The sequence below is a fragment of the Kitasatospora sp. NPDC094016 genome (genome assembly GCF_040304045.1).
Lineage (GTDB): Bacteria > Actinomycetota > Actinomycetes > Streptomycetales > Streptomycetaceae > Kitasatospora.
The window spans coordinates 70,509-88,251 of the sequence record NZ_JBEOUK010000008.1; the positions used below are offsets into that span (position 1 = coordinate 70,509).

General features: G+C 72.8%; 18 protein-coding genes and 1 pseudogene. 11 read left to right on the forward strand and 8 right to left on the reverse strand.

The features are described 5' to 3' along the window. Positions 1-15: 15 nt before the first annotated feature. The 4 genes from ABT015_RS10615 to ABT015_RS10630 all read left to right on the forward strand — a co-directional run bounded on the left by ABT015_RS10615 (position 16) and on the right by ABT015_RS10630 (position 2,729). Positions 16-1,131, forward strand: coding sequence for a DNA polymerase III subunit beta family protein (locus tag ABT015_RS10615; protein WP_350878348.1), 1,116 nt, complete (start codon positions 16-18; stop codon positions 1,129-1,131). Between the two features lie 69 nt (positions 1,132-1,200). Then, positions 1,201-1,659 (forward strand): helix-turn-helix domain-containing protein, encoded by a 459-nt coding sequence (locus ABT015_RS10620; protein ID WP_350878349.1) that lies wholly within the window; start codon positions 1,201-1,203, stop codon positions 1,657-1,659. 2 nt (positions 1,660-1,661) lie between these two features. After that, the gene (locus tag ABT015_RS10625; protein ID WP_350878350.1) at positions 1,662-2,255 is read left to right on the forward strand and encodes a hypothetical protein; all 594 of its coding nucleotides are present in this window, start codon (positions 1,662-1,664) and stop codon (positions 2,253-2,255) included. A gap of 123 nt (positions 2,256-2,378) precedes the next feature. Continuing rightward, positions 2,379-2,729 carry a DUF2516 family protein gene (locus ABT015_RS10630; RefSeq protein WP_350878351.1) on the forward strand — a complete coding sequence of 117 codons (351 nt, stop codon included), beginning with the start codon at positions 2,379-2,381 and terminating at the stop codon, positions 2,727-2,729. Between the two features lie 89 nt (positions 2,730-2,818). Here ABT015_RS10630 and ABT015_RS10635 read toward each other — a convergent pair whose 3' ends face one another. Both ABT015_RS10635 and ABT015_RS10640 read right to left on the reverse strand, forming a co-directional pair. Further along, the gene (locus ABT015_RS10635; RefSeq protein WP_350878352.1) at positions 2,819-4,306 is read right to left on the reverse strand and encodes a PP2C family protein-serine/threonine phosphatase; all 1,488 of its coding nucleotides are present in this window, start codon (positions 4,304-4,306) and stop codon (positions 2,819-2,821) included. 457 nt (positions 4,307-4,763) lie between these two features. Then, on the reverse strand, positions 4,764-5,594 hold the full coding sequence (locus ABT015_RS10640) for a class I SAM-dependent methyltransferase (protein ID WP_350878353.1): 831 nt from the start codon (positions 5,592-5,594) through the stop codon (positions 4,764-4,766). A 218-nt stretch (positions 5,595-5,812) separates the two neighbouring features. On the opposite strand from ABT015_RS10640, the gene mshA reads away from it, so the two are divergent. Then, positions 5,813-7,183 carry a D-inositol-3-phosphate glycosyltransferase gene (gene mshA / locus ABT015_RS10645; RefSeq protein WP_402448756.1) on the forward strand — a complete coding sequence of 457 codons (1,371 nt, stop codon included), beginning with the start codon at positions 5,813-5,815 and terminating at the stop codon, positions 7,181-7,183. 120 nt (positions 7,184-7,303) lie between these two features. Further along, the gene (locus tag ABT015_RS10650) at positions 7,304-7,816 is read left to right on the forward strand and encodes a type III secretion system chaperone family protein (protein WP_350878356.1); all 513 of its coding nucleotides are present in this window, start codon (positions 7,304-7,306) and stop codon (positions 7,814-7,816) included. A 21-nt stretch (positions 7,817-7,837) separates the two neighbouring features. Here ABT015_RS10650 and ABT015_RS10655 read toward each other — a convergent pair whose 3' ends face one another. After that, a complete protein-coding gene (locus ABT015_RS10655; RefSeq protein WP_350878357.1) occupies positions 7,838-9,205 on the reverse strand; it encodes an MDR family MFS transporter in 1,368 nt (455 codons plus the stop codon). A gap of 149 nt (positions 9,206-9,354) precedes the next feature. Between ABT015_RS10655 and ABT015_RS10660 the strand changes: the two genes are divergently transcribed. After that, entirely contained in the window at positions 9,355-10,113 is a 759-nt protein-coding gene (locus ABT015_RS10660; RefSeq protein WP_350878358.1) for a phosphoglyceromutase, read from the forward strand. Positions 10,114-10,194: 81 nt separating this feature from the next. On the opposite strand, the pseudogene ABT015_RS10665 reads toward ABT015_RS10660, so the two are convergent. Further along, positions 10,195-10,338 (reverse strand): annotated as a pseudogene (locus ABT015_RS10665) (site-specific integrase); the annotation flags it as partial. Further along, positions 10,319-10,447 (reverse strand): hypothetical protein, encoded by a 129-nt coding sequence (locus ABT015_RS10670; protein ID WP_350878359.1) that lies wholly within the window; start codon positions 10,445-10,447, stop codon positions 10,319-10,321. The pseudogene ABT015_RS10665 and the gene ABT015_RS10670, both read right to left, overlap by 20 nt. 88 nt (positions 10,448-10,535) lie before the next feature. On the opposite strand from ABT015_RS10670, the gene ABT015_RS10675 reads away from it, so the two are divergent. Then, the gene (locus ABT015_RS10675; RefSeq protein WP_350878360.1) at positions 10,536-11,345 is read left to right on the forward strand and encodes a hypothetical protein; all 810 of its coding nucleotides are present in this window, start codon (positions 10,536-10,538) and stop codon (positions 11,343-11,345) included. Between the two features lie 1,012 nt (positions 11,346-12,357). Next, positions 12,358-12,948, forward strand: coding sequence for a lytic polysaccharide monooxygenase (locus ABT015_RS10680; protein WP_350878361.1), 591 nt, complete (start codon positions 12,358-12,360; stop codon positions 12,946-12,948). A gap of 115 nt (positions 12,949-13,063) precedes the next feature. On the opposite strand, the gene ABT015_RS10685 is transcribed toward ABT015_RS10680, so the two are convergent. Continuing rightward, the gene (locus ABT015_RS10685) at positions 13,064-13,243 is read right to left on the reverse strand and encodes a hypothetical protein (protein ID WP_063348791.1); all 180 of its coding nucleotides are present in this window, start codon (positions 13,241-13,243) and stop codon (positions 13,064-13,066) included. A gap of 255 nt (positions 13,244-13,498) precedes the next feature. Beyond that, positions 13,499-14,179 (reverse strand): phosphate signaling complex protein PhoU, encoded by a 681-nt coding sequence (gene phoU / locus ABT015_RS10690; protein ID WP_350878362.1) that lies wholly within the window; start codon positions 14,177-14,179, stop codon positions 13,499-13,501. 307 nt (positions 14,180-14,486) lie between these two features. On the opposite strand from phoU, the gene ABT015_RS10695 reads away from it, so the two are divergent. Together ABT015_RS10695 and phoP are read left to right on the forward strand one after the other, a co-directional pair. Beyond that, a complete protein-coding gene (locus ABT015_RS10695) occupies positions 14,487-15,899 on the forward strand; it encodes a sensor histidine kinase (protein ID WP_350878363.1) in 1,413 nt (470 codons plus the stop codon). A gap of 2 nt (positions 15,900-15,901) precedes the next feature. Next, positions 15,902-16,597, forward strand: a complete 696-nt coding sequence (gene phoP / locus ABT015_RS10700) for a two-component system response regulator PhoP (protein WP_030061050.1) — start codon at positions 15,902-15,904, stop codon at positions 16,595-16,597. Positions 16,598-16,706: 109 nt separating this feature from the next. Here phoP and ABT015_RS10705 read toward each other — a convergent pair whose 3' ends face one another. Beyond that, positions 16,707-17,369, reverse strand: coding sequence for a DUF461 domain-containing protein (locus ABT015_RS10705; protein WP_350878364.1), 663 nt, complete (start codon positions 17,367-17,369; stop codon positions 16,707-16,709). Between the last annotated feature and the right edge of the window lie 374 nt (positions 17,370-17,743).

Genomic DNA, 17,743 nt, shown 5'->3' on the forward strand with positions numbered 1-17,743 from the left:
CGCAGAGTCACCGGCATGGAGAGCGAGCTGCACAGCATCGGCGAGCTGGCCCGCGCCAGCGGCCTGGGCGTCGGCACCCTGCGCTACTACGACGGCGCCGAGGTGCTCACCCCCGCGTGGGTCGACCCGCAGACGGGCTACCGCTGGTACCGGCCCGGGCAACTCACCGACGCCCGCCTGCTGGCCCGGCTGCGCCGGGTCGGTCTGCCGCTGGCCGGCATCCGCGCCGTGCTCGGCGCGGCGCCCGGCTCCGGCGCGGCCGCGCGGGTGCTCGACGCGCACCTGCGCCGGCTGGAGGACGGCCTCGCCGACGCCCGCCGCGAGCTCTCCCTGATCCGCGTGACGATCGACCAGAGGGAGCAACCGATGACCACCACCCCCGCCGAAGTCCGCTTCACCGTCCCCGCCGGGGAGCTGGCCGCCGCACTGGACGCGGTCCGCTTCGCCGTCGGCGGCGACCCCGAAACGCCGGCGCTCGCCGGAGTGCTGTTCGAACCGGACGGCCCGGTGCTGCGCCTGGTCGCCACCGACCGCTACCGGATGGCGCTCGCCGAGGTGCCCGCCACCACGGCACCCGACCGGTCGGACGGCGGCACGATCGTCCCCACCGCCCTGGTCGACGCCCTGCGCGCGCTGCTCGGCGCGGTCGCGGGCGCGGCCGAGGTCGCGGTGACCCTCGGCGGCGGCCTGGTCCGGGCCGAGACCGGCGGCCACCGGATCGAGGGCGCGGCCCTGGACTTCGACTACCCCGACCACCGCGTGCTGACCCGGCTCGAACCGGAGCACCGGATCGACCTGTCCGCCGCCGAACTGCGCGGCGCCGTCGAGACCGGCGCCACCCGCACCCTGCCCTCCGGCCCGAACGGCGCGGACTGCGCGGTCACCGTCCTCACCCTCACGGCGGACGGCCGCCTGGCGGTGGCCGGTGCCGAGCCCGGCCCCGAATCCGCGTCCGGAGACCTGAGGGTGGCGGTCAACCGCGACTTCCTGCTGGACGCCCTGCGGGCCGGCCGCCCCGAGCAGCTGGTGCTCGAACTCGGCGGCCCGATCGCCCCCTTGGCGATCCGCACGCCGGGCCGGGAGGGCACTTTCTCGCTCCTGATGCCGGTCCGCGTCCCCGACCTCGGCTGAGCCCGCCCGCCGTTTGCTGTTGTTAGCATCCTGCTTGCATCTGCAAGCAGGATGTTGCAGTCTGCTGGTATGGCCTCACTGAACGTCGGCTCGCTGGGCGAGTACATCCGCGAGCAGCGCCGGAACGCGCAGTACTCACTGCGCCAGCTGGCGGAGGCCGCAGGCGTGTCGAACCCGTACCTCAGCCAGATCGAGCGCGGGTTGCGCAAGCCGAGCGCGGAGATCCTGCAGCAGATCGCGAAGGCGCTGCGGATCTCGGCGGAGACGCTGTACGTCCAGGCCGGGATCCTGGAGGAGCGGCGAGGTGAGGGCCTGGAGCTGCGGGCCTCGATCCTGGCCGATCCGCTGATCAACGAGCAGCAGAAGCAGGCGTTGCTCGCGGTCTACGACGCCTTCCTGAAGGAGAACGCCGTCCAGCGGGGCGCGGTGGCCGAGCGGTCGCCCGCGGCTGGCACCGGCGTTCCACCAGCCTCCGGCCCGACGACCGACGGCTCAGCCACCCAGAACACCCACCGGGAGGACCGGTAAGCATGCCGATCACCGACGAGATCAAGAAGACCCTCAGCGACCCGACCCCGCTGTACGCCATCGCCGGCGCCGGGGATCTCGCGTACGAGAAGCTGCGCGAGGTGCCGGGCCGGGTGGAGGCGCTCACCGCGGACCGCAAGGGCGCGCAGGAGAAGGCCACCGCCCGGTTCCAGGAGGCGCAGACGAAGCTGGCCGAGGCGCAGGCCAAGGTCACCGAGACCGTCACGACGCTCCCCGTCGACCTGCGGACCTTGCAGGAGCGGGCGCAGGGCTTCGCCCTCCAGCAGGTCGGCCGCGCGGTCGAGCTGGCGGTGAAGGCCAAGGAGACGTACGACGAGCTGGCCGAGCGCGGCAAGGTCGTGGTGGACCGGGCCCGCCCGGGCGCGCCCGCCGAGCCGGGGCGGCCGGCCGGGGAATCGGAGCCCGCCTGGGCGTCCGAACCGGTCGAGGCCGAGCTGGTCGAGGACGACACCGACACCCCGGCCACCGGTACCCCGGCCGCCGACACCCCGGCCACCGGTACCCCGGCCGCCGACACCCGGCCCGCTCCGAAGAAGGCCGCCCGCACCCGGAAGGCCGCCGACCGCACGGAGTGAGGGAAGGGCCGCCGGACGGGGCACATCCGGTGACCGCAGGACGTTGACAGGAGAGCGGACGGTCGACCGTGCCAGGATGGGCGGTGGCCGGAGCGCCGGAGGCGAGAGACAGAGGAGAGCGTGATGGGCGGAGTGGCCCAGATTCTGGACTTGGCCTACCTGAACCCGATCTGGTGGCTGTCCGTCGCCATCCTGGGCTTCAAGCTGTTCGCCCTGGGCGACGCGATCACCCGCCGTGAGGACGCCTACCGGGCGGCGGACAAGAAGACCAAGCCGTTCTGGCTGGCGATCCTGGCGATCGCCTTCGGCTGGGACCTGCTGTTCGGGGTGAACTTCTTCACCGGCATCGGGACGCTCGCCGGGCTGGTCGCGTCGATCGTCTACATGGTGGACGTGCGCCCGGCGATCCGGGAGCTGACCGGTGGTGGCGGCCGTGGCGGCCGCAGCAACACCGGTCCGTACGGCCCCTGGTAGGCCGAGCGATCGGGCGACGATCAGGCAACGACGAGGCCCGGGCGGGTGAACTCCCCGCCCGGGCCTCGTCGTTGCCTGCCCCGGCAGGCTCAGCCGAGGATCAGCTGCACCGGGTTGCGTTCCAGCAGCAGCACCGCGACGTCGTCCGTCAGCGCGCCGCCGTTCAGCTCCTCGACCTCGGCGATGGCGCTGTCGACGAGCCGGCCCCGGGTGAGCCCGGCGGACTGGTGGTCGCCGATGAGGTCGGCCAGCCCGTCCTGGCCGAGGCGGCGGGAGCCGGCCCCGACCCGGCCCTCGATCAGCCCGTCGGTGTAGAGCAACAACCGCCAGCCGGGCTGGAGTTCGAGCTGGTGGGCGGGCCACGCGGCCTGCCCGTCGTGGCACGGCAGCAGGCCGAGCGCCGGACCGGCGAGGTCGGCGGGCAGGGTGACCGGCTGGTGGTCGCGGCCGAGCAGCAGCGGCGCCGGGTGCCCGGCGAGGTACAGCCGGGCGGGCTCGCCGGCGCCGAGCGAGTCGAGGCCGCCGCTGGCGCCGTCCGGCTCGATGACGAGCATGCAGAGCGTCGCGAAGATCTCGTCGCTGCGCCGCTCGTGTTCCAGCACGTGCTGGAGGGTGGTCAGCAGGGCCTCGCCGGTGAGGCCCGCGAAGACGAGGGTGCGCCACGCTATCCGGAGGGCGACGCCGAGCGCGGCCTCGTCCGGGCCGTGGCCGCAGACGTCGCCGATCACGACGTGGACGGTGCCGTCGTCGGTGCGGACGGCGTCGTAGAAGTCGCCGCCGAGCAGGGCGCGGCGGCGGCCCGGGCGGTAGCGCCGGGTGAAGGAGAGGCCCGCGCCGTCGAGCAGCGGGGTGGGCAGCAGGTGGCGTTGGAGGCGGGCGTTCTCCTGGCCGCGCAGTTCGGCCTCGACGAGGCGGCGCTGCGACTCGTCGGCGCGCTTGCGCTCGACGGCGTAGCGCAGGGCGCGGCCCAGCAGCGGGCCGTCCGTCGCGTGCTTGATCAGGAAGTCCTGGGCGCCCGCGGCGACGGCGGCCGCGCCCAGTTCGGCGCCGGCCGCGTCGGTGAGCACCACGACCGCGGTGTGCGGGGCACGGCGGAGCAGTTCGTGCAGGCCCTCGAGGCCGTCGGAGTCGTCGGACGGGTGCGGCAGGTCGGCGGGGGCGGCGAGGTCGAGCAGCACGCAGCTGAAATCGCTGCCGCGGGAGCGCCCGCGCCGGGTGCCGGACGGGGACACGGCGAGCAGTTCGGTGGCCTGTTCCAGCCCGCGGGCCCAGTGGATCTCGATCGAGGTGCCGCTGTCGGCGACCGCCGCCTTGATCAGCTGGGCGTCGGAGGCGTCGTCCTCGATCACCAGCAGTTTGAGCGGCGCGGTGCTGCCGGCGGCGGGGGTCGTGGCGGGGGCCGGGGCGTGTCCGCTCTGGGGTCGGGGGTGCGGTATCGGGGGAGCGGCCGTCACCGGGCCGGCCGGCGTCGGGCCGGTCGGGGACGGGCGGTTGCGGGCATGGTCAACGGGGGCGCCGGCCTGGGCGCCCGACAGGCTCGTGGCACCAGGTGCCCGCCCGTCTCCCGTTGCGGGCATCGGTGGTTCCTCCCTTTCCCCGAGTGCGTAACGGTCAGCGCCCGTCCGCAGTGCCCGCCTGGCACCGTGCGCCGGGGAACTTCTCGCGACCATAACGTGATCTCCGGGGATTTCTCTGGCCGACCGGCGCTGTTGTGGTTTTTGCCACGCCGGTGGCGGTGCGGTGATCTGACTCGGACGACGGCTGGGATCCCCGCGTTGGCGGGGAAGGAAAGGGGACGGGCGAGGGTGACGCGGATCACCCTGGTCGAGGGTGACGTCGGGGGCCGCAGGTGGACGCCGTGGCGCCGGGCGGCGACGGCGCACGGGCGGGTCGTCCGGCGGCGTCCATGGTGACGTGATGGGGCGTCAACACGCCAGTGGTATTCGATAACTCGTTCGAGTGAATGCGGTGAGTCGCTCACCCGCACCGGGCCCCGGGTCCGTTCCGGGCCGGCGGCCCCGGCCGCGCGACCCGCTACGGCGCGAGCGCGCTCCAGGGCACCGTGACCTCGCCCTGCCGCCACCGCCCGCGCGCGTCCATCAGCGGCCAGTCGCCCGCCAGCGCCGTGCAGGCCGCCACCCAGCGCTGCCGCGCCCCGAACGCCCCGTAGGGCGCGGCTGCCGCCCAGGCCCGGTCGAAGTCGGCCAGGAAGCCGTGCACCGGCCGACCCGGCACGTTGTGGTGAATCAGCGCCTTCGGCAGCCGTTCCGCCAGGTCGGAGGGCTGGCCGAGGCCGCCCAGCCGGGCCGCGAAGGTCACCGTCCGGGGCCCCTCCGGGCCGAGCGTGACCCAGACGTGCCGCCGCCCGATCTCGTCGCAGGTGCCCTCCACCAGCAGCCCGTCCGGGGCCAGCCGGGCGCAGAGCCGCTCCCAGACCCCGGCCACCGCCGACTCGTCGTACTGCCGCAGCACGTTGGCGGCCCGGATCAGCTGGGCCGGCGCGCCGCCGTCCAGCGGGACCTCGAAGCCGCCGCGCCGGAAGGTGAGCAGCGGCGGTTCGGCGTACGGCAGCGCGGCCGCGACCCGCTCCGGCTCGATCTCGATCCCGACCACCCGGACGTCCGGGCGCACCGTGCGCAGCCGCCCGGCCAGTTCGACGGCCGTCCACGGCGCGGCGCCGTAGCCGAGGTCGACCGCCACCGGCGGGCGTCCACCGGCGCGCAGCGTGCGGCCGAGGGTGTGGGCGATCCAGCGGTCCATCCGCCGCAGCCGATTGGTGTTGGTGGTGCCCCGGGTGACCGTCCCCACCGGCCGTCCGGTCCGCCCACGGGCGGGTGCGGTCGCGGAGTCGAAGGAGGCAGCCATGCCTGGAAGGGTAGTCGGGTCCGCGTCGGCACCGCTGTGACCTGGGACGTCACCCCGTCCGGCATCTCGTCCGCCGGACCGGGAATGCCGGACGCGGGCCGGGTGGTTGGCTGTCTGGTGGTGATGTGTGCCCGGGACGGGGCAGCGCACACCGGACAGCGGGCGGCCCGTGCGCGGGCCGCCGAGACGGGCCGCACAGAGGAGGCTTCAGCCAGGTGATCCAGCACCCCGTCCGTTCGGTACGCCGTGCCCAGCCCGCCGCGCCCGCGCGGGGCCGGCTCCAGTCGCTCGTCCCGGGCCGCCGCCGCCCGCGCCGGATAGCGATGCTGAGCGTCCACACCTCGCCGCTGCACCAGCCCGGCACGGGGGACGCCGGCGGGATGAACGTCTACATCGTCGAGCTGGCCAAGCGCCTGGCCGCGCTCAACATCGAGGTCGAGGTGTTCACCCGGGCGATCTGCTCGGACGACGCCCCCACGGTCGAGCTGGCCCCCGGCGTGCTGGTCCGGCACGTCACCGCCGGCCCGTACGAGGGCCTGCTGAAGGAGGACCTGCCCGCCCAGCTGTGCGCCTTCACCCACGGGGTGCTGCGGACGGAGGCCGGCCACCGCCCCGGCCACTACGACCTGGTGCACTCGCACTACTGGCTCTCCGGGCAGGTCGGCTGGCTGGCCGCGCAGCGCTGGGGGGTGCCGCTGGTGCACACCATGCACACCATGGCGAAGGTCAAGAACGCCGCGCTGGCCGAGGGCGACACGCCCGAGCCCGCGGCCCGGGTGATCGGCGAGACCCAGGTGGTCGAGGCGGCCGACCGGCTGATCGCCAACACCACCGAGGAGGCCGCCGAGCTGGCGCTGCACTACGCCGCCCGGCCGGACCAGCTGGCCGTCGTCCACCCCGGCGTCAACCTGGACGTCTTCCGCCCCGGCGGGGCGTCGGAGCGGGCCGCCGCCCGGGCCCGGCTGGGCCTGCCGCAGGACGCCGCGGTGCTGCTCTTCGCGGGCCGGATCCAGCCGCTGAAGGCCCCGGACGTGCTGCTGCGGGCGGTCGCCGAGCTGCTGGCGCGCCGCCCGGGGCTGCGCGAGCACCTGCTGGTGCCGGTGGTCGGCGGTCCGTCCGGCACCGGACTGGCCCGGCCGGAGAGCCTGCACAAGCTCGCCGCCCAGCTGGGTATCAGCGATGTCGTGCGGTTCCACCCGCCGGTCGGCCAGGCCGAGCTCGCGCAGTGGTACCACGCGGCGACGGCGCTGGTGATGCCCTCGTACAGCGAGTCCTTCGGGCTGGTCGCGCTGGAGGCGCAGGCCTGCGGCACCCCGGTCGTGGCGGCCTCGGTCGGCGGCCTGCCGGTCGCGGTGCGGGACGGCGAGACGGGCACGCTGGTGCACGGCCACGACCCGGCGGCCTGGGCGCACGCGCTGGAGCCGTACGTCACCGACCGGGGCCTGGTCGCCCGGCGCGGCGCGGCGGCGGCCCGGCACGCGGCCGGCTTCGGCTGGGACACCGCCGCGGCCGGCACCGCCGAGGTGTACGCAGGCAGCCTGGCCCGCCCGGCCGGTCGCCTGGCCGCCGCCCGGCGGCGGCTGGCCTGACCACGGCCGGACTACGACCTGACCACGAGTCGGCCGCCGTCCGACTGCGGTCCGACTACGGCGGCCGGGGGCACGCACCGCTGGTGCGCGCCCCCGGTACCGCCGAGTAACGTCACCCCCATGGCAATCCGCACCAAGGACGAGGCCCTGACCCTCCTGCGCACCGCCCTGGACGACGCCGGAGCGGCCTGGGAGCCCGCCGCCACCGACCCGTACACGCTGGTGGTGACGCTCCCGGGCACCCGCAAGCTGAGCACCGCCTGCGCGCTGCGGGTCGGCGACCACACCCTGTCGGTGAACGCCTTCGTGATCCGCCGACCGGACGAGAACCACGAGGCCGTCTACCGCTGGCTGCTGGAGCGCAACACCCGGCTGTACGGCGTCGCGTACGCGATCGACCCGCTCGGCGACGTCTACCTGGCCGGCCGCCAGCCCCTGGAGGCGCTCACCCCGGACGCGGTGGACCGGCTGCTCGGGACGGTGCTGGAGAACGCCGACGAGCCGTTCAACACCCTGCTGGAGCTGGGCTTCGCCTCGGCGATCCGGCGCGAGTGGGAGTGGCGGACCAAGCGCGGGGAGTCCACCCGCAACCTGGCCGCCTTCGCCCACCTGGCCGCCCCGGCGGCCGACTGACCCGGCCGCGGGGCGGCGCGCTCAGATGCCCGCCGGAGCCTTCTTCTCCGCGGCGGGCTCCGGCACCTCGGTCGCCGTCACCTCCGCTACCGGCTCCTCGGCCACCGGCACCACCGGCACCTCCGTCACCGCGGCCTCCGGCACCGCCCCGGCGAGGCCCGCCGTCGCGTCCGTGCGCCGTCCGAGCACCACGTGCCCGGCTGCCGCGACCGTGCCGCAGACCCCGCACACGATCCAGAGCACCGCGGAGCCGGCGTGCTGCAGCAGCAGACCGCCGATCGCCGGGCCGAGGAACGAGGCGAGCGACCAGGAGAGCGAGTAGACGCCCTGGTAGCGGCCGCGTGCGTGGGTCGGCGCCAGTTCGGCGACCAGGCCCATGATGGTCGGCGCGTTCAGGACCTCGCCGACCGTCCAGACCGCCACCGAGAGGGCGAACAGCCACGCGGACGACCCGGCCAGCGCCGCCAGCCCGAAGCCCCAGCCCGTGATCAGGCAGCTGGCTATCAGCATGGCGGTCCGGGAGCGGGCCTCCATCCACCGGGTGAGCGGGATCTGGAGCACCACGATCAGCAGCCCGTTCAGGCCGATGACCAGCCCGTACTCGGTGGAGCTGATGCCCGCGGCGCCCATGTCGACGGCCAGGGTGGTGCTGCCCTGCTGGAGGATCAGGGCGAGCAGCAGGTTGAGCCCGACGACGGCCATGAACCGCCCGTCCCGGAACACCGCGCCGAGGCCGACCGCCGGCTCGTCCGTCCCCTTCCCGTGCCGGGGCGAGTCCTGCGGCTTGGTCTCGGGGATCCGGATGAAGATCACCACCGCGCACACCAGGGTGGAGAGCGCGTCGAGCAGGAAGAGCGTGAGGTAGCCGTGGGTGGCGATCAGGCCGGCCACGGCGGCGGAGAGGCCGAAGCCGATGTTGATCGCCCAGTAGTTGAGCGAGTACGCGCGGACCCGGTCCTCGGCCGGGACGATGTCGGCGATGATCGCCGAGGTCGCGGGCCGGGTGGCGTTGTTGCAGAGGCCGACCAGGAAGGCCACCGTGGCGATCGCCACCTGGCCGTCCGTGAAGCCGAGCACGGCGGTGAACAGTGCGGTGCCGAGCTGCGCGGCGACCAGGGTCGGGCGCCGGCCGATCCGGTCGGTCAGCACGCCGGCGCCGATCGCGGCGACCGCCGAACCGAGGCCGTAGAGGGAGGCCACCAGGCCCGCGTAGGAGGCCGAGTAGCCCCGGTTGGTGGTCAGGTAGAGCGCGAGGAAGGTGAGCACGAAAGCGCCCAGCTTGTTCACCAGCGTGCTCACCCAGAGCCACCAGAACTGCCGTGGTAGCCCGCCCACCGTCTCCTGTATCAGCCTTCGTATCCGGGGGTTGGTGATCAGGGCGACGGGCATGTGGGGGGCTCCCGGGGCAGGCGTCCGCCGAGCGGCACGGGCAGGTCCGGTCAGCCGACGTATGTAAGTGTCAGATAGGCGGTGCACACATTACACATCTGCCGTAGGTCCGGACCAGCGCTTTCCCTGCCTCCACTAAGCTGGGGGCCATGGCTGACACGACGTACCGACTCATCCTGCTCCGCCACGGCGAGAGCCAGTGGAACCAGAAGAACCTGTTCACCGGTTGGGTCGACGTCGACCTCAACGAGAAGGGCGAGAAGGAGGCCGCGCGCGGTGGCGAGCTCCTGGCCGCCGAGGGCCTGTTCCCGGACGTGCTGCACACCTCGCTGCTCCGCCGCGCGATCCGCACCTCGCAGATCGCCCTGGACAAGGCCGACCGCCACTGGATCCCGGTCAGCCGCAGCTGGCGCCTGAACGAGCGACACTACGGTGCGCTGCAGGGCAAGGACAAGGCCCAGACCCTGGCCGAGTTCGGCGAGGAGCAGTTCCAGCTGTGGCGCCGCTCGTACGACACCCCGCCGCCGGTGCTGGCCGATGACGCCGAGTACTCGCAGGCCGGTGACGCCCGCTACGCGGACATCCCGAGCGAGCTGCGTCCGCGCACCGAGTGCCTGAAGGACGTCGTCGACCGGATGCTCCCGTACTGGTACGACGCCATCGTCCCGGACCTCGCCGCCGGCAAGACCGTCCTGGTCACCGCCCACGGCAACAGCCTGCGCGCGCTGGTCAAGCACCTCGACGGCATCTCCGACGAGGACATCGCGGGCCTGAACATCCCGACCGGCATCCCGCTCGTGTACGAGCTCGACGCCGACTTCAAGCCCGTCACCAAGGGCGGCCGCTACCTCGACGCCGACGCCGCCGCCGCGGCCATCGAGGCGGTCAAGAACCAGGGCAAGAAGTAGCCCCAACAGCCATATGGCCCCTCACCTGCGCTTTTGGCACTGGTGAGGGGCCATCGGCGTTCCCGGGCCGCCTGTGGGCCGTCAGCCCTCGTGATCTTGGACTCCGAAGACACCTTCCATGGCCTTCCGGGCCCGGTGCCGGCTGTCCGGCATCAGGTGGGCGTACACCCGCAGCGTCAGCCCCGGATCGGCGTGGCCCAGGTACTCACTGACGGCCTTGATGCTGGCCGGGGATGTCGGCTACCTTGCTCGGCTCCCTCGCCTCGACGGCAAGGGGACCTTCCTCTACGTCGCGGGTATCCACGCGATCGGCGCGAACGAAGCGGTTCTCCACGCTCATCTCCTGCCGTTACGACCCGCAGACCCTGGAAGTTCTGGAAAGCAGCAGGGTGACCCCGATCTACCGACACGAGGGCTGACAGATGCGCGTCTCCATCGCCACCGCTCCGGGCGGCGCGAACCCCAACGAAGACTGGGTGGCAGCCACGCCCACGCTCGCCGTCGTCCTGGACGGCCTGAGCACGGCCGGGCTCGACACCGGCTGTCGACACGGTGTCCCGTGGTACGTCGCCCAGCTGGGCGGCCACCTGGTGGCCGTGCTGGCGGAGCCCGGCCGGCCGCTGGCTGACGGCCTGGCGCAGGCCCTCGATCAGGTCGCCGCGCTCCACCCCGGATGCGACCTCGGCAACCCCGGGACGCCATCGGCCACGGTCTCGATCCTGCGGGCCGGGGCTGACCACTTCGACTACCTGGTCCTCGCGGACTCACCGATCGTCTTCGAGTGGGCCGACGGGTACCAGGTAGTCACCGACCTGCGGGTGGACACCGTGGTGCCCGAACTCCGCGCGGAGACGGAACGGTTCGCCACCGGGACGCCCGAGCACACGGAGGCCGTCCGCAGGATGGTCGTGGCCCAGCGACTCACCCGGAACACCGTGGACGGCTACTGGGTGGCCACCTCCAACGGCGAAGCCGCACACCATGCGATCACGGGCGTGGTGCCGCTGGCCGACGTCCGGGCGGCGGTCGTCCTGTCCGACGGGGCCTCGCGACTCGTCACCGAGTACCGAGCTGCATCGTGGGCAGACGCATTCGCGACGCTCCGAGAGGCTGGCGCGGAGGGGCTAATTTCGGAGGTTCGGAAGGTTGAGGCCACGGACCCGGACGGGCTTCGCTGGCCGCGCTTCAAGTCCGGCGACGATGCTGCCGTGGCCTTCTGCCAGGTGCCCTGAACTCAGATTCCTTTGGATCGACTATCCATGGCCCGTGAGATTTTCCATGTGATCTGCGTCACGAAACTTTTTCCTGGCAAAGTCGGGCATTCAGTGGGGAAACACTTCAATGCACTCTCCATGGTACCCATTCTGTTGCCATGGCTTGTCGGGGGTGTGTGATATAGGCCCTAAAGAATCCCAGGTCGCGGGCAGGGTGGGTGTTGGCTCGGCGCCGTCGAAGTCATGATGAGTTACCGCTCAGATTCAGGGCGGACGCATCTCCTTCCTGATGTGTGTGCGGTTGCGCCGCCTGGGTGGTGACTGGCCATCATGGGGGCTCAAGCAAGAAGCCCGCGCACGCCGCTCGGGGGGTCCAAGCCAAGAGCGGCGCGTGCGGGCTGCTGACGCCGTGGAGGCATCCCTATGAGTCTGACCCCTGCCCCGTATCCCCTGTCAACTGTCGACGCGTTGCCGTGGGCCGTCACCGTCATCGTGGTCGTCATCGTTCTCGCGGTGCCGGCCGGGTACCTGCACCAGGTGCTTGTTGATAGCGCTGCTCTAACTGCGCTGCTCTTGGGTGGGAAGCGGGCCTCTGGGGCGAGGCGACGCTAGCTTCTGGGCCGTCTGTGGGCCGCCCGGCGTTGACCGAGGGTGGCCAACGATGACAACCGTCGACAGCTCAGCCCCAGGTCGGAGCCCCTTGATCAGCCCCGAAAAATCGACAGGCCAGACCCAGGGCAAGAAGTAACCCGCTTGCTGAAACGGCCCCGCCGCCCGGTTCGCCGGGGGCGGGGCCTTCGTCGTTCAACCGGCCTGTGCGGAGGTCGAGTTGATGTCGGTGTCGGCGGCGGGATCCGGGCTCGTCCCAATAGTGGTTCAGACCATTGACGGGTGGCGGAGTCCGCTCCTACGGTGAGGGCGCCGGACTGCCGCAGGCATGCCAAGGATCTCCCCGTCCCGGCCGCCGCGCCCCCACGCGCGCGCGTCTGCGTCCCGGCGCACTCTCCATCCACCCCCACGGAGGAGCATCATGCGCACACGTCACATCGTCGGGGCGGTGGTCGCCGCCCTCGCGGTGCCGCTCAGCCTCGCCGTCCCGGCGCAGTCCCACGGGTACATCTCGACGCCGCCCAGCAGGGCCGCGCTCTGCGGAGCGGGCGGGGTGTCGTGGGACTGCGGCGACATCCAGTGGGAGCCGCAGAGCGTCGAGGGCCCCAAGGGCTTCCCGGACGCCGGGCCCGCCGACGGCACCATCTGCGCCGGCGGCAACTCCCGCTTCGCCGAGCTGGACGACCCGCACGGCGGCGCCTGGCCGACCACCGCGGTGACGGCGGGGCAGCAGCTCACCTTCACCTGGACGTTCACCGCCCGGCACGCGACCACCGACTTCCGGTACTACCTGACCAAGCCGGGCTACGACGCGAGCCAGCCGGTCACCCGGGACAGTCTGGACCTGACGCCCTTCCTGATCGCCCCGTACGGCGGGAAGCAGGTGCCCAGCACGCTCAGCCACACCGCGACCGTCCCGAGCGGGCGCACCGGCCACCAGGTCGTGGTCTCGGTCTGGACGATCGCCGACACCGGGAATGCCTTCTACTCCTGCACCGACGTCCAGTTCTGACGCCCGGGGCGGCGCGGCGGACGCCGGGCCGCGGACGCGCGGCACCAGGACGCGCAACGAGGTGCACGGCCGACGGACGGCCGTGCACCTCGGGAACTCCTCGGCGGCGGACCGCTCAGTGGCCGCCGCAGCAGCCGCCGTCCGCGCCGCCGCACTGGCAGGGCGCGCCGGACTGGCAGCCGCAGCCGCAGCCGGGGCCGCAGCCGCAGCCGGCCGCGAGGACGGGCAGGAGCTTCGGGGTGGGCGGCTCGACGGTTTCGTGGGCGCGTGCCGGTCGGGTGGGGTTGGCCTTCATCGAGCTGTTCCCTCCTAGTGACGGGCACAGTCCTGTGCCCCCAACGTCGAGTGAAGCCGCCGATCGGAGGGAGCGTCAACAGGCGTGCAGTGGTGGGATGTACGGGCGTCGTGCGCCCCCACCACCCCTGTCGCAGGTTTACTCACCACGCGGGGGGAACGGCCGCCTCTCGAAGCCCCGAGCCCGAACCCCGAGCCCCAAGCCCCAAGCCCCGAGCCCCGAACCCTGAGGCGGCCGCACCCCACCCGCCCGAGGTCACTCCGCCGCCGCGGCCTCCGAGGCGGCCACGAACTCGGCCACGTGCTCGCCCGTCACCAGGTACACCACGCGCTTGGCGACCGACACCGCGTGGTCCGCGAAGCGCTCGTAGTAGCGGCCGACCAGGGTGATGTCGACGGCGGTCTCGATGCCGTGGTGCCAGCGGTCGTCGATCAGGTGCGACAGCAGCTCGCGGTGCAGGGAGTCGATCGCGTCGTCGTCCTGCTCCAGCTCCAGGGCCTTGTCGACGTCCTTGGTGGCGATCACCAGGCCGGTCTTGGCCACCAGGCGCTGGGCGAGCTGGCCCATCTCCAGGACGGTGGAGTGCAGGTCGCCGGGCACGGCGGAGTCGGGGTAGCGCATCCGCGCGACCTTGGCGACGTGCCGGGCGAGGTCGCCGCAGCGCTCCAGGTCGGAGCTCATCCGCAGCGAGGTGACGACGATGCGCAGGTCGGTGGCGACCGGCTGCTGGCGGGCGAGCAGGTCGATCGCGCGGTTCTCCAGCTCGTGGTGGAGGTCGTTGATCTTCTCGTCGGCGGCGATCACGCTCTCCGCCAGCGCCAGGTCCGCGTCCAGGAGTGCGGTGGTGGCCCGGCCCAGGGCCGAGCCGACCAGTCGGGCCATCTCGACCAGGCTGTCGCCGATCGCATCGAGTTCCTCGTGGTACGCGTCGCGCATGCTCTCTCCTCAGTAGCTGTGTCGGTGGCGGTGCCGACCGGCCGGCCCGTCCGACGATCGTCTTGTCGTCTGGGTGACCGCTGCTGGTGGCGCGAATCGTACGCGCACACCTGAGACGGCGGCCGGTGGTTCTGCCCGCCGCCCACTCCCACACGGGCTGCATGGCCAACTCTGGGCCGTCCGGGCGACGATGCACGGCCGGTGTGGTGAATCAGCGGCCACGTGGAGGTGAATTCTCGGCAACGCGTGGCCGATGCCTTGATCGGGCCCTTGGGGAGTGGCCTGGCCGTGCGCTTACGCTGGCCACATGGACGTGAACGTGGCCGCCGCCGCTGCCTGCGCCATAGCCGGGCTCGGCGTCGGCCTCACGGCCTCCATCGCCTTCCGATGGAGCGAGCGCGAGCAGGCCAGGGGCAGGTACGGCGGCAGCAGCAGCAGACACCACGGTCGGCACCAGGGCCTGGGCACCGGAACCCCGGAGCCCCCGCTGCCGCCGGGGGTGGACACCGTCCTCTCCGTCCTCCGCTCCTGCGCGATCGTGCTGGGCGAGGGCGACGAGGTGGTCAAGGCCAGCTCCGCGGCGTACGCGATGGGACTGGTGCGCGGCGGCGCGGTCGCCGTGGACCAGATGCTCTCGCTGGCGCGCGCCACCCGCCGGGACGGCGAGATCCGCCAGGTCGAACTGGAGGTGCCCCGCCCCGGCGTGGCCCGTGCGGGCGAGCCGCTCGCGGTCTCCGTCCGGGTCGCCCCGCTGGGCTCCCGGCTGGTGCTGGTGCTGGTCGAGGACCAGACCGAGCGCCGCCGGGTGGAGGCGGTCCGCCGGGACTTCGTGGCCAACGTCAGCCACGAGCTGAAGACCCCGGTGGGCGCCCTGTCGCTGCTCTCCGAGGCGGTCGCCGACGCGTCCGACGACCCGGAGGCGGTGCAGCGCTTCGCCGGCCGGATGCAGATCGAGGCGACCAGGCTGGCCAGCCTGGTCCAGGAGATCATCGACCTCTCCCGGGTGCAGGACGACCGGCTGATGGTGGATCCGGAGCCCGTCGCGGTGGACGAGCTGATCGCCGAGGCGATCGACCGCTGCCGCCAGCAGGCCGCCGCCAAGCAGATCCTGATCACGGCCGGCGGCATCGCCGGGCTCTACCTGCACGGCAACCGCGGCCAGCTCGCCGCGGCGCTCGGCAACCTGGTCGAGAACGCCGTCAACTACAGTCCTCCTCGTACCCGGGTGGCGATCGCCACCCGCCGGATCTCCAGCGCCGCGGCGCTCGGGGAGGCGGACGGCGAACTGATCGAGATCTCGGTCACCGACCAGGGCATCGGCATCTCGGAGAAGGACCGCGAGCGCGTCTTCGAGCGCTTCTACCGGGTCGATCCGGCCCGCTCCCGGGCGACCGGCGGGACCGGCCTCGGCCTGTCCATCGTCAAGCACGTCGCCGCCTCGCACGGCGGCACGGTCTCGGTGTGGAGCGTCGAGGGCCAGGGTTCGACCTTCACCATCCGCCTGCCCGCCGGGCAGGCGCCCGAGGCCGAGGACGGCGACGACCTCGACGACACCGGCGCCCGCGGTGCCACCGGCGGCCGTGGCGCCGCCGCAGCGCCCACCAGAACCCTCACCACGGACCGGACGGCCAGCACAGGCCGCACGGACCGTCCGCTCCCCACGGGGGAGCGGGAACACCCCCTGTCAGACGCAACCCCCCAGCTTGCCCCGGAGGCCTGATCGTGACCCGAGTACTGGTGGTCGAGGACGAGGAGTCGTTCAGCGACGCCCTGTCGTACATGCTCCGCAAGGAGGGCTTCGAGGTGGCCGTCGCCGCCACCGGCCCCGACGCCCTGGAGCAGTTCGAGCGCAACGGCGCCGACCTCGTCCTGCTCGACCTGATGCTGCCGGGCCTGCCGGGCACCGAGGTCTGCCGTCAGCTGCGGGTGCGCTCCAACGTGCCGGTGATCATGGTCACCGCCAAGGACAGCGAGATCGACAAGGTGGTCGGTCTGGAAATAGGTGCGGACGACTACGTCACCAAGCCCTACTCCACCCGTGAGCTGGTCGCCCGGATCCGGGCGGTGCTGCGTCGTCGCGGTGAGGACGGCGGTGCCGGCGAGAACGGCGGCGGCCCGGGTGCCCTGGAGGCGGGCCCGGTCCGGATGGACGTCGACCGGCACGTGGTGACCGTGGACGGCGCCAAGGTCGACCTCCCGCTGAAGGAGTTCGACCTGCTGGAGATGCTGCTGCGCAACGCGGGCCGGGTGCTCACCCGCATGCAGCTGATCGACCGGGTCTGGGGCGCGGACTACGTCGGCGACACCAAGACCCTGGACGTCCACGTGAAGCGCCTTCGGGCCAAGATCGAGCCGGACCCGGGCGCCCCGCGCTACCTGGTCACGGTCCGCGGCCTGGGCTACAAGTTCGAGCCGTAAACCGCGGGCGCGGACAGACGCGGAAGGCCCCCGCCGGCATTCGCCGGAGGGGGCCTTCGCGTTGGTGTCCGGCAGGCCCGGGAGGGCCCGCCGGACGCCGGGTGGTGCGTCAGTGGGCGCCGGCGGACTGGGTGGCACCCGGGGTGGTGGAACCGGACGGCGCGGGCGCACCGGTGGTGGCCGGGGCACCCGGGGTGGTGCCGGCGGCCGGGGTGGTCGCGGCGGTGGCGCCCTTGGTGGGCACGGCCGCCGGGGACGACGTCGGGCCGAAGCCCTTGTAGAGGCCCGTGTTCGGGCTCACGCCGGCCTGGGCGTCGACCTTCTGGCCGTCCTTGAAGGTGAACGAGATGGGGGTGAAGCCGCCGACCTGGACGCCGACCGAGGCGACCTTGGCGGACGGGTTGCCGTTGCCACCGATCGCCACGGCGCCGCCGGCCGGGACGACGATGCTGGACAGCGGGGCGCCCGCGGCGTCGGAGAACGCGGCGGTGGCACCGTTGCCGACGGTGATGGACTGCAGCTCCGCCGGGGTGCTGCCCGTGTTGGCGATGTTGACGGTCACGTTGGCGGGACCGTTGTGCTCGCCCGAGGACTCGTCCCCGGTGACGACCACGATGTTGTTCAGCCGAAGGTTCGTTCCGAGGGTTGCCGCCGCGTTGTCGGGCTTGACCTGCAGCGTGTCCGGCGTGTTGCCGGCGGCGCAGGACGACAGCGAGGCGATGGCGATGGCGGCGATGGCGGCGATGCTGCCGCGTCGAAGGCTCCGGCTCACGGCGGCGGCTTCTCCTAAGTCAACGTGTCGATAGGTCAGGTCTCAGATTATCGACCTCACTTATGCGCTCCTCACGGGGTGGTCCCCGTGTCGCACTCCCGGGGTGCGCGGGGCGGCCGTCCGGCCGCACTTGTGGCGTGTCCGGGTCACTCTCGGGACAAGCTTCGACCAAGATCGAATAACGATGTGGATACGGCCGGATAAACGGTGAAAACCCAAGATCCAATCATGGTTTCCAGGGTGTTGCGCAGGGTTTCACCGAACGCCGGAACGGCCTCCGACCTGCGGGAAGCCTCCCTCGAACACCGGTCGCAGCACGTCATGGGGGTCCTTGTCAAGCCCCGAGACCGGCCCTGACCTGCGAAAACGCCCTT

Excerpts from the sequence above, each read along its gene's own strand:
- ABT015_RS10615 (WP_350878348.1), top strand. The coding sequence starts at position 16 with ATGGAGAGCGAGCTGCACAGCATCGGCGAGCTGGCCCGCGCCAGCGGC.
- ABT015_RS10620 (WP_350878349.1), top strand. The coding sequence starts at position 1,201 with ATGGCCTCACTGAACGTCGGCTCGCTGGGCGAGTACATCCGCGAGCAG.
- ABT015_RS10625 (WP_350878350.1), top strand. The coding sequence starts at position 1,662 with ATGCCGATCACCGACGAGATCAAGAAGACCCTCAGCGACCCGACCCCG.
- ABT015_RS10630 (WP_350878351.1), top strand. The coding sequence starts at position 2,379 with ATGGGCGGAGTGGCCCAGATTCTGGACTTGGCCTACCTGAACCCGATC.
- ABT015_RS10635 (WP_350878352.1), bottom strand. The coding sequence starts at position 4,306 with ATGCCCGCAACGGGAGACGGGCGGGCACCTGGTGCCACGAGCCTGTCG.
- ABT015_RS10640 (WP_350878353.1), bottom strand. The coding sequence starts at position 5,594 with ATGGCTGCCTCCTTCGACTCCGCGACCGCACCCGCCCGTGGGCGGACC.
- ABT015_RS10650 (WP_350878356.1), top strand. The coding sequence starts at position 7,304 with ATGGCAATCCGCACCAAGGACGAGGCCCTGACCCTCCTGCGCACCGCC.
- ABT015_RS10655 (WP_350878357.1), bottom strand. The coding sequence starts at position 9,205 with ATGCCCGTCGCCCTGATCACCAACCCCCGGATACGAAGGCTGATACAG.
- ABT015_RS10660 (WP_350878358.1), top strand. The coding sequence starts at position 9,355 with ATGGCTGACACGACGTACCGACTCATCCTGCTCCGCCACGGCGAGAGC.
- ABT015_RS10675 (WP_350878360.1), top strand. The coding sequence starts at position 10,536 with ATGCGCGTCTCCATCGCCACCGCTCCGGGCGGCGCGAACCCCAACGAA.
- ABT015_RS10680 (WP_350878361.1), top strand. The coding sequence starts at position 12,358 with ATGCGCACACGTCACATCGTCGGGGCGGTGGTCGCCGCCCTCGCGGTG.
- ABT015_RS10685 (WP_063348791.1), bottom strand. The coding sequence starts at position 13,243 with ATGAAGGCCAACCCCACCCGACCGGCACGCGCCCACGAAACCGTCGAG.
- phoU (WP_350878362.1), bottom strand. The coding sequence starts at position 14,179 with ATGCGCGACGCGTACCACGAGGAACTCGATGCGATCGGCGACAGCCTG.
- ABT015_RS10695 (WP_350878363.1), top strand. The coding sequence starts at position 14,487 with ATGGACGTGAACGTGGCCGCCGCCGCTGCCTGCGCCATAGCCGGGCTC.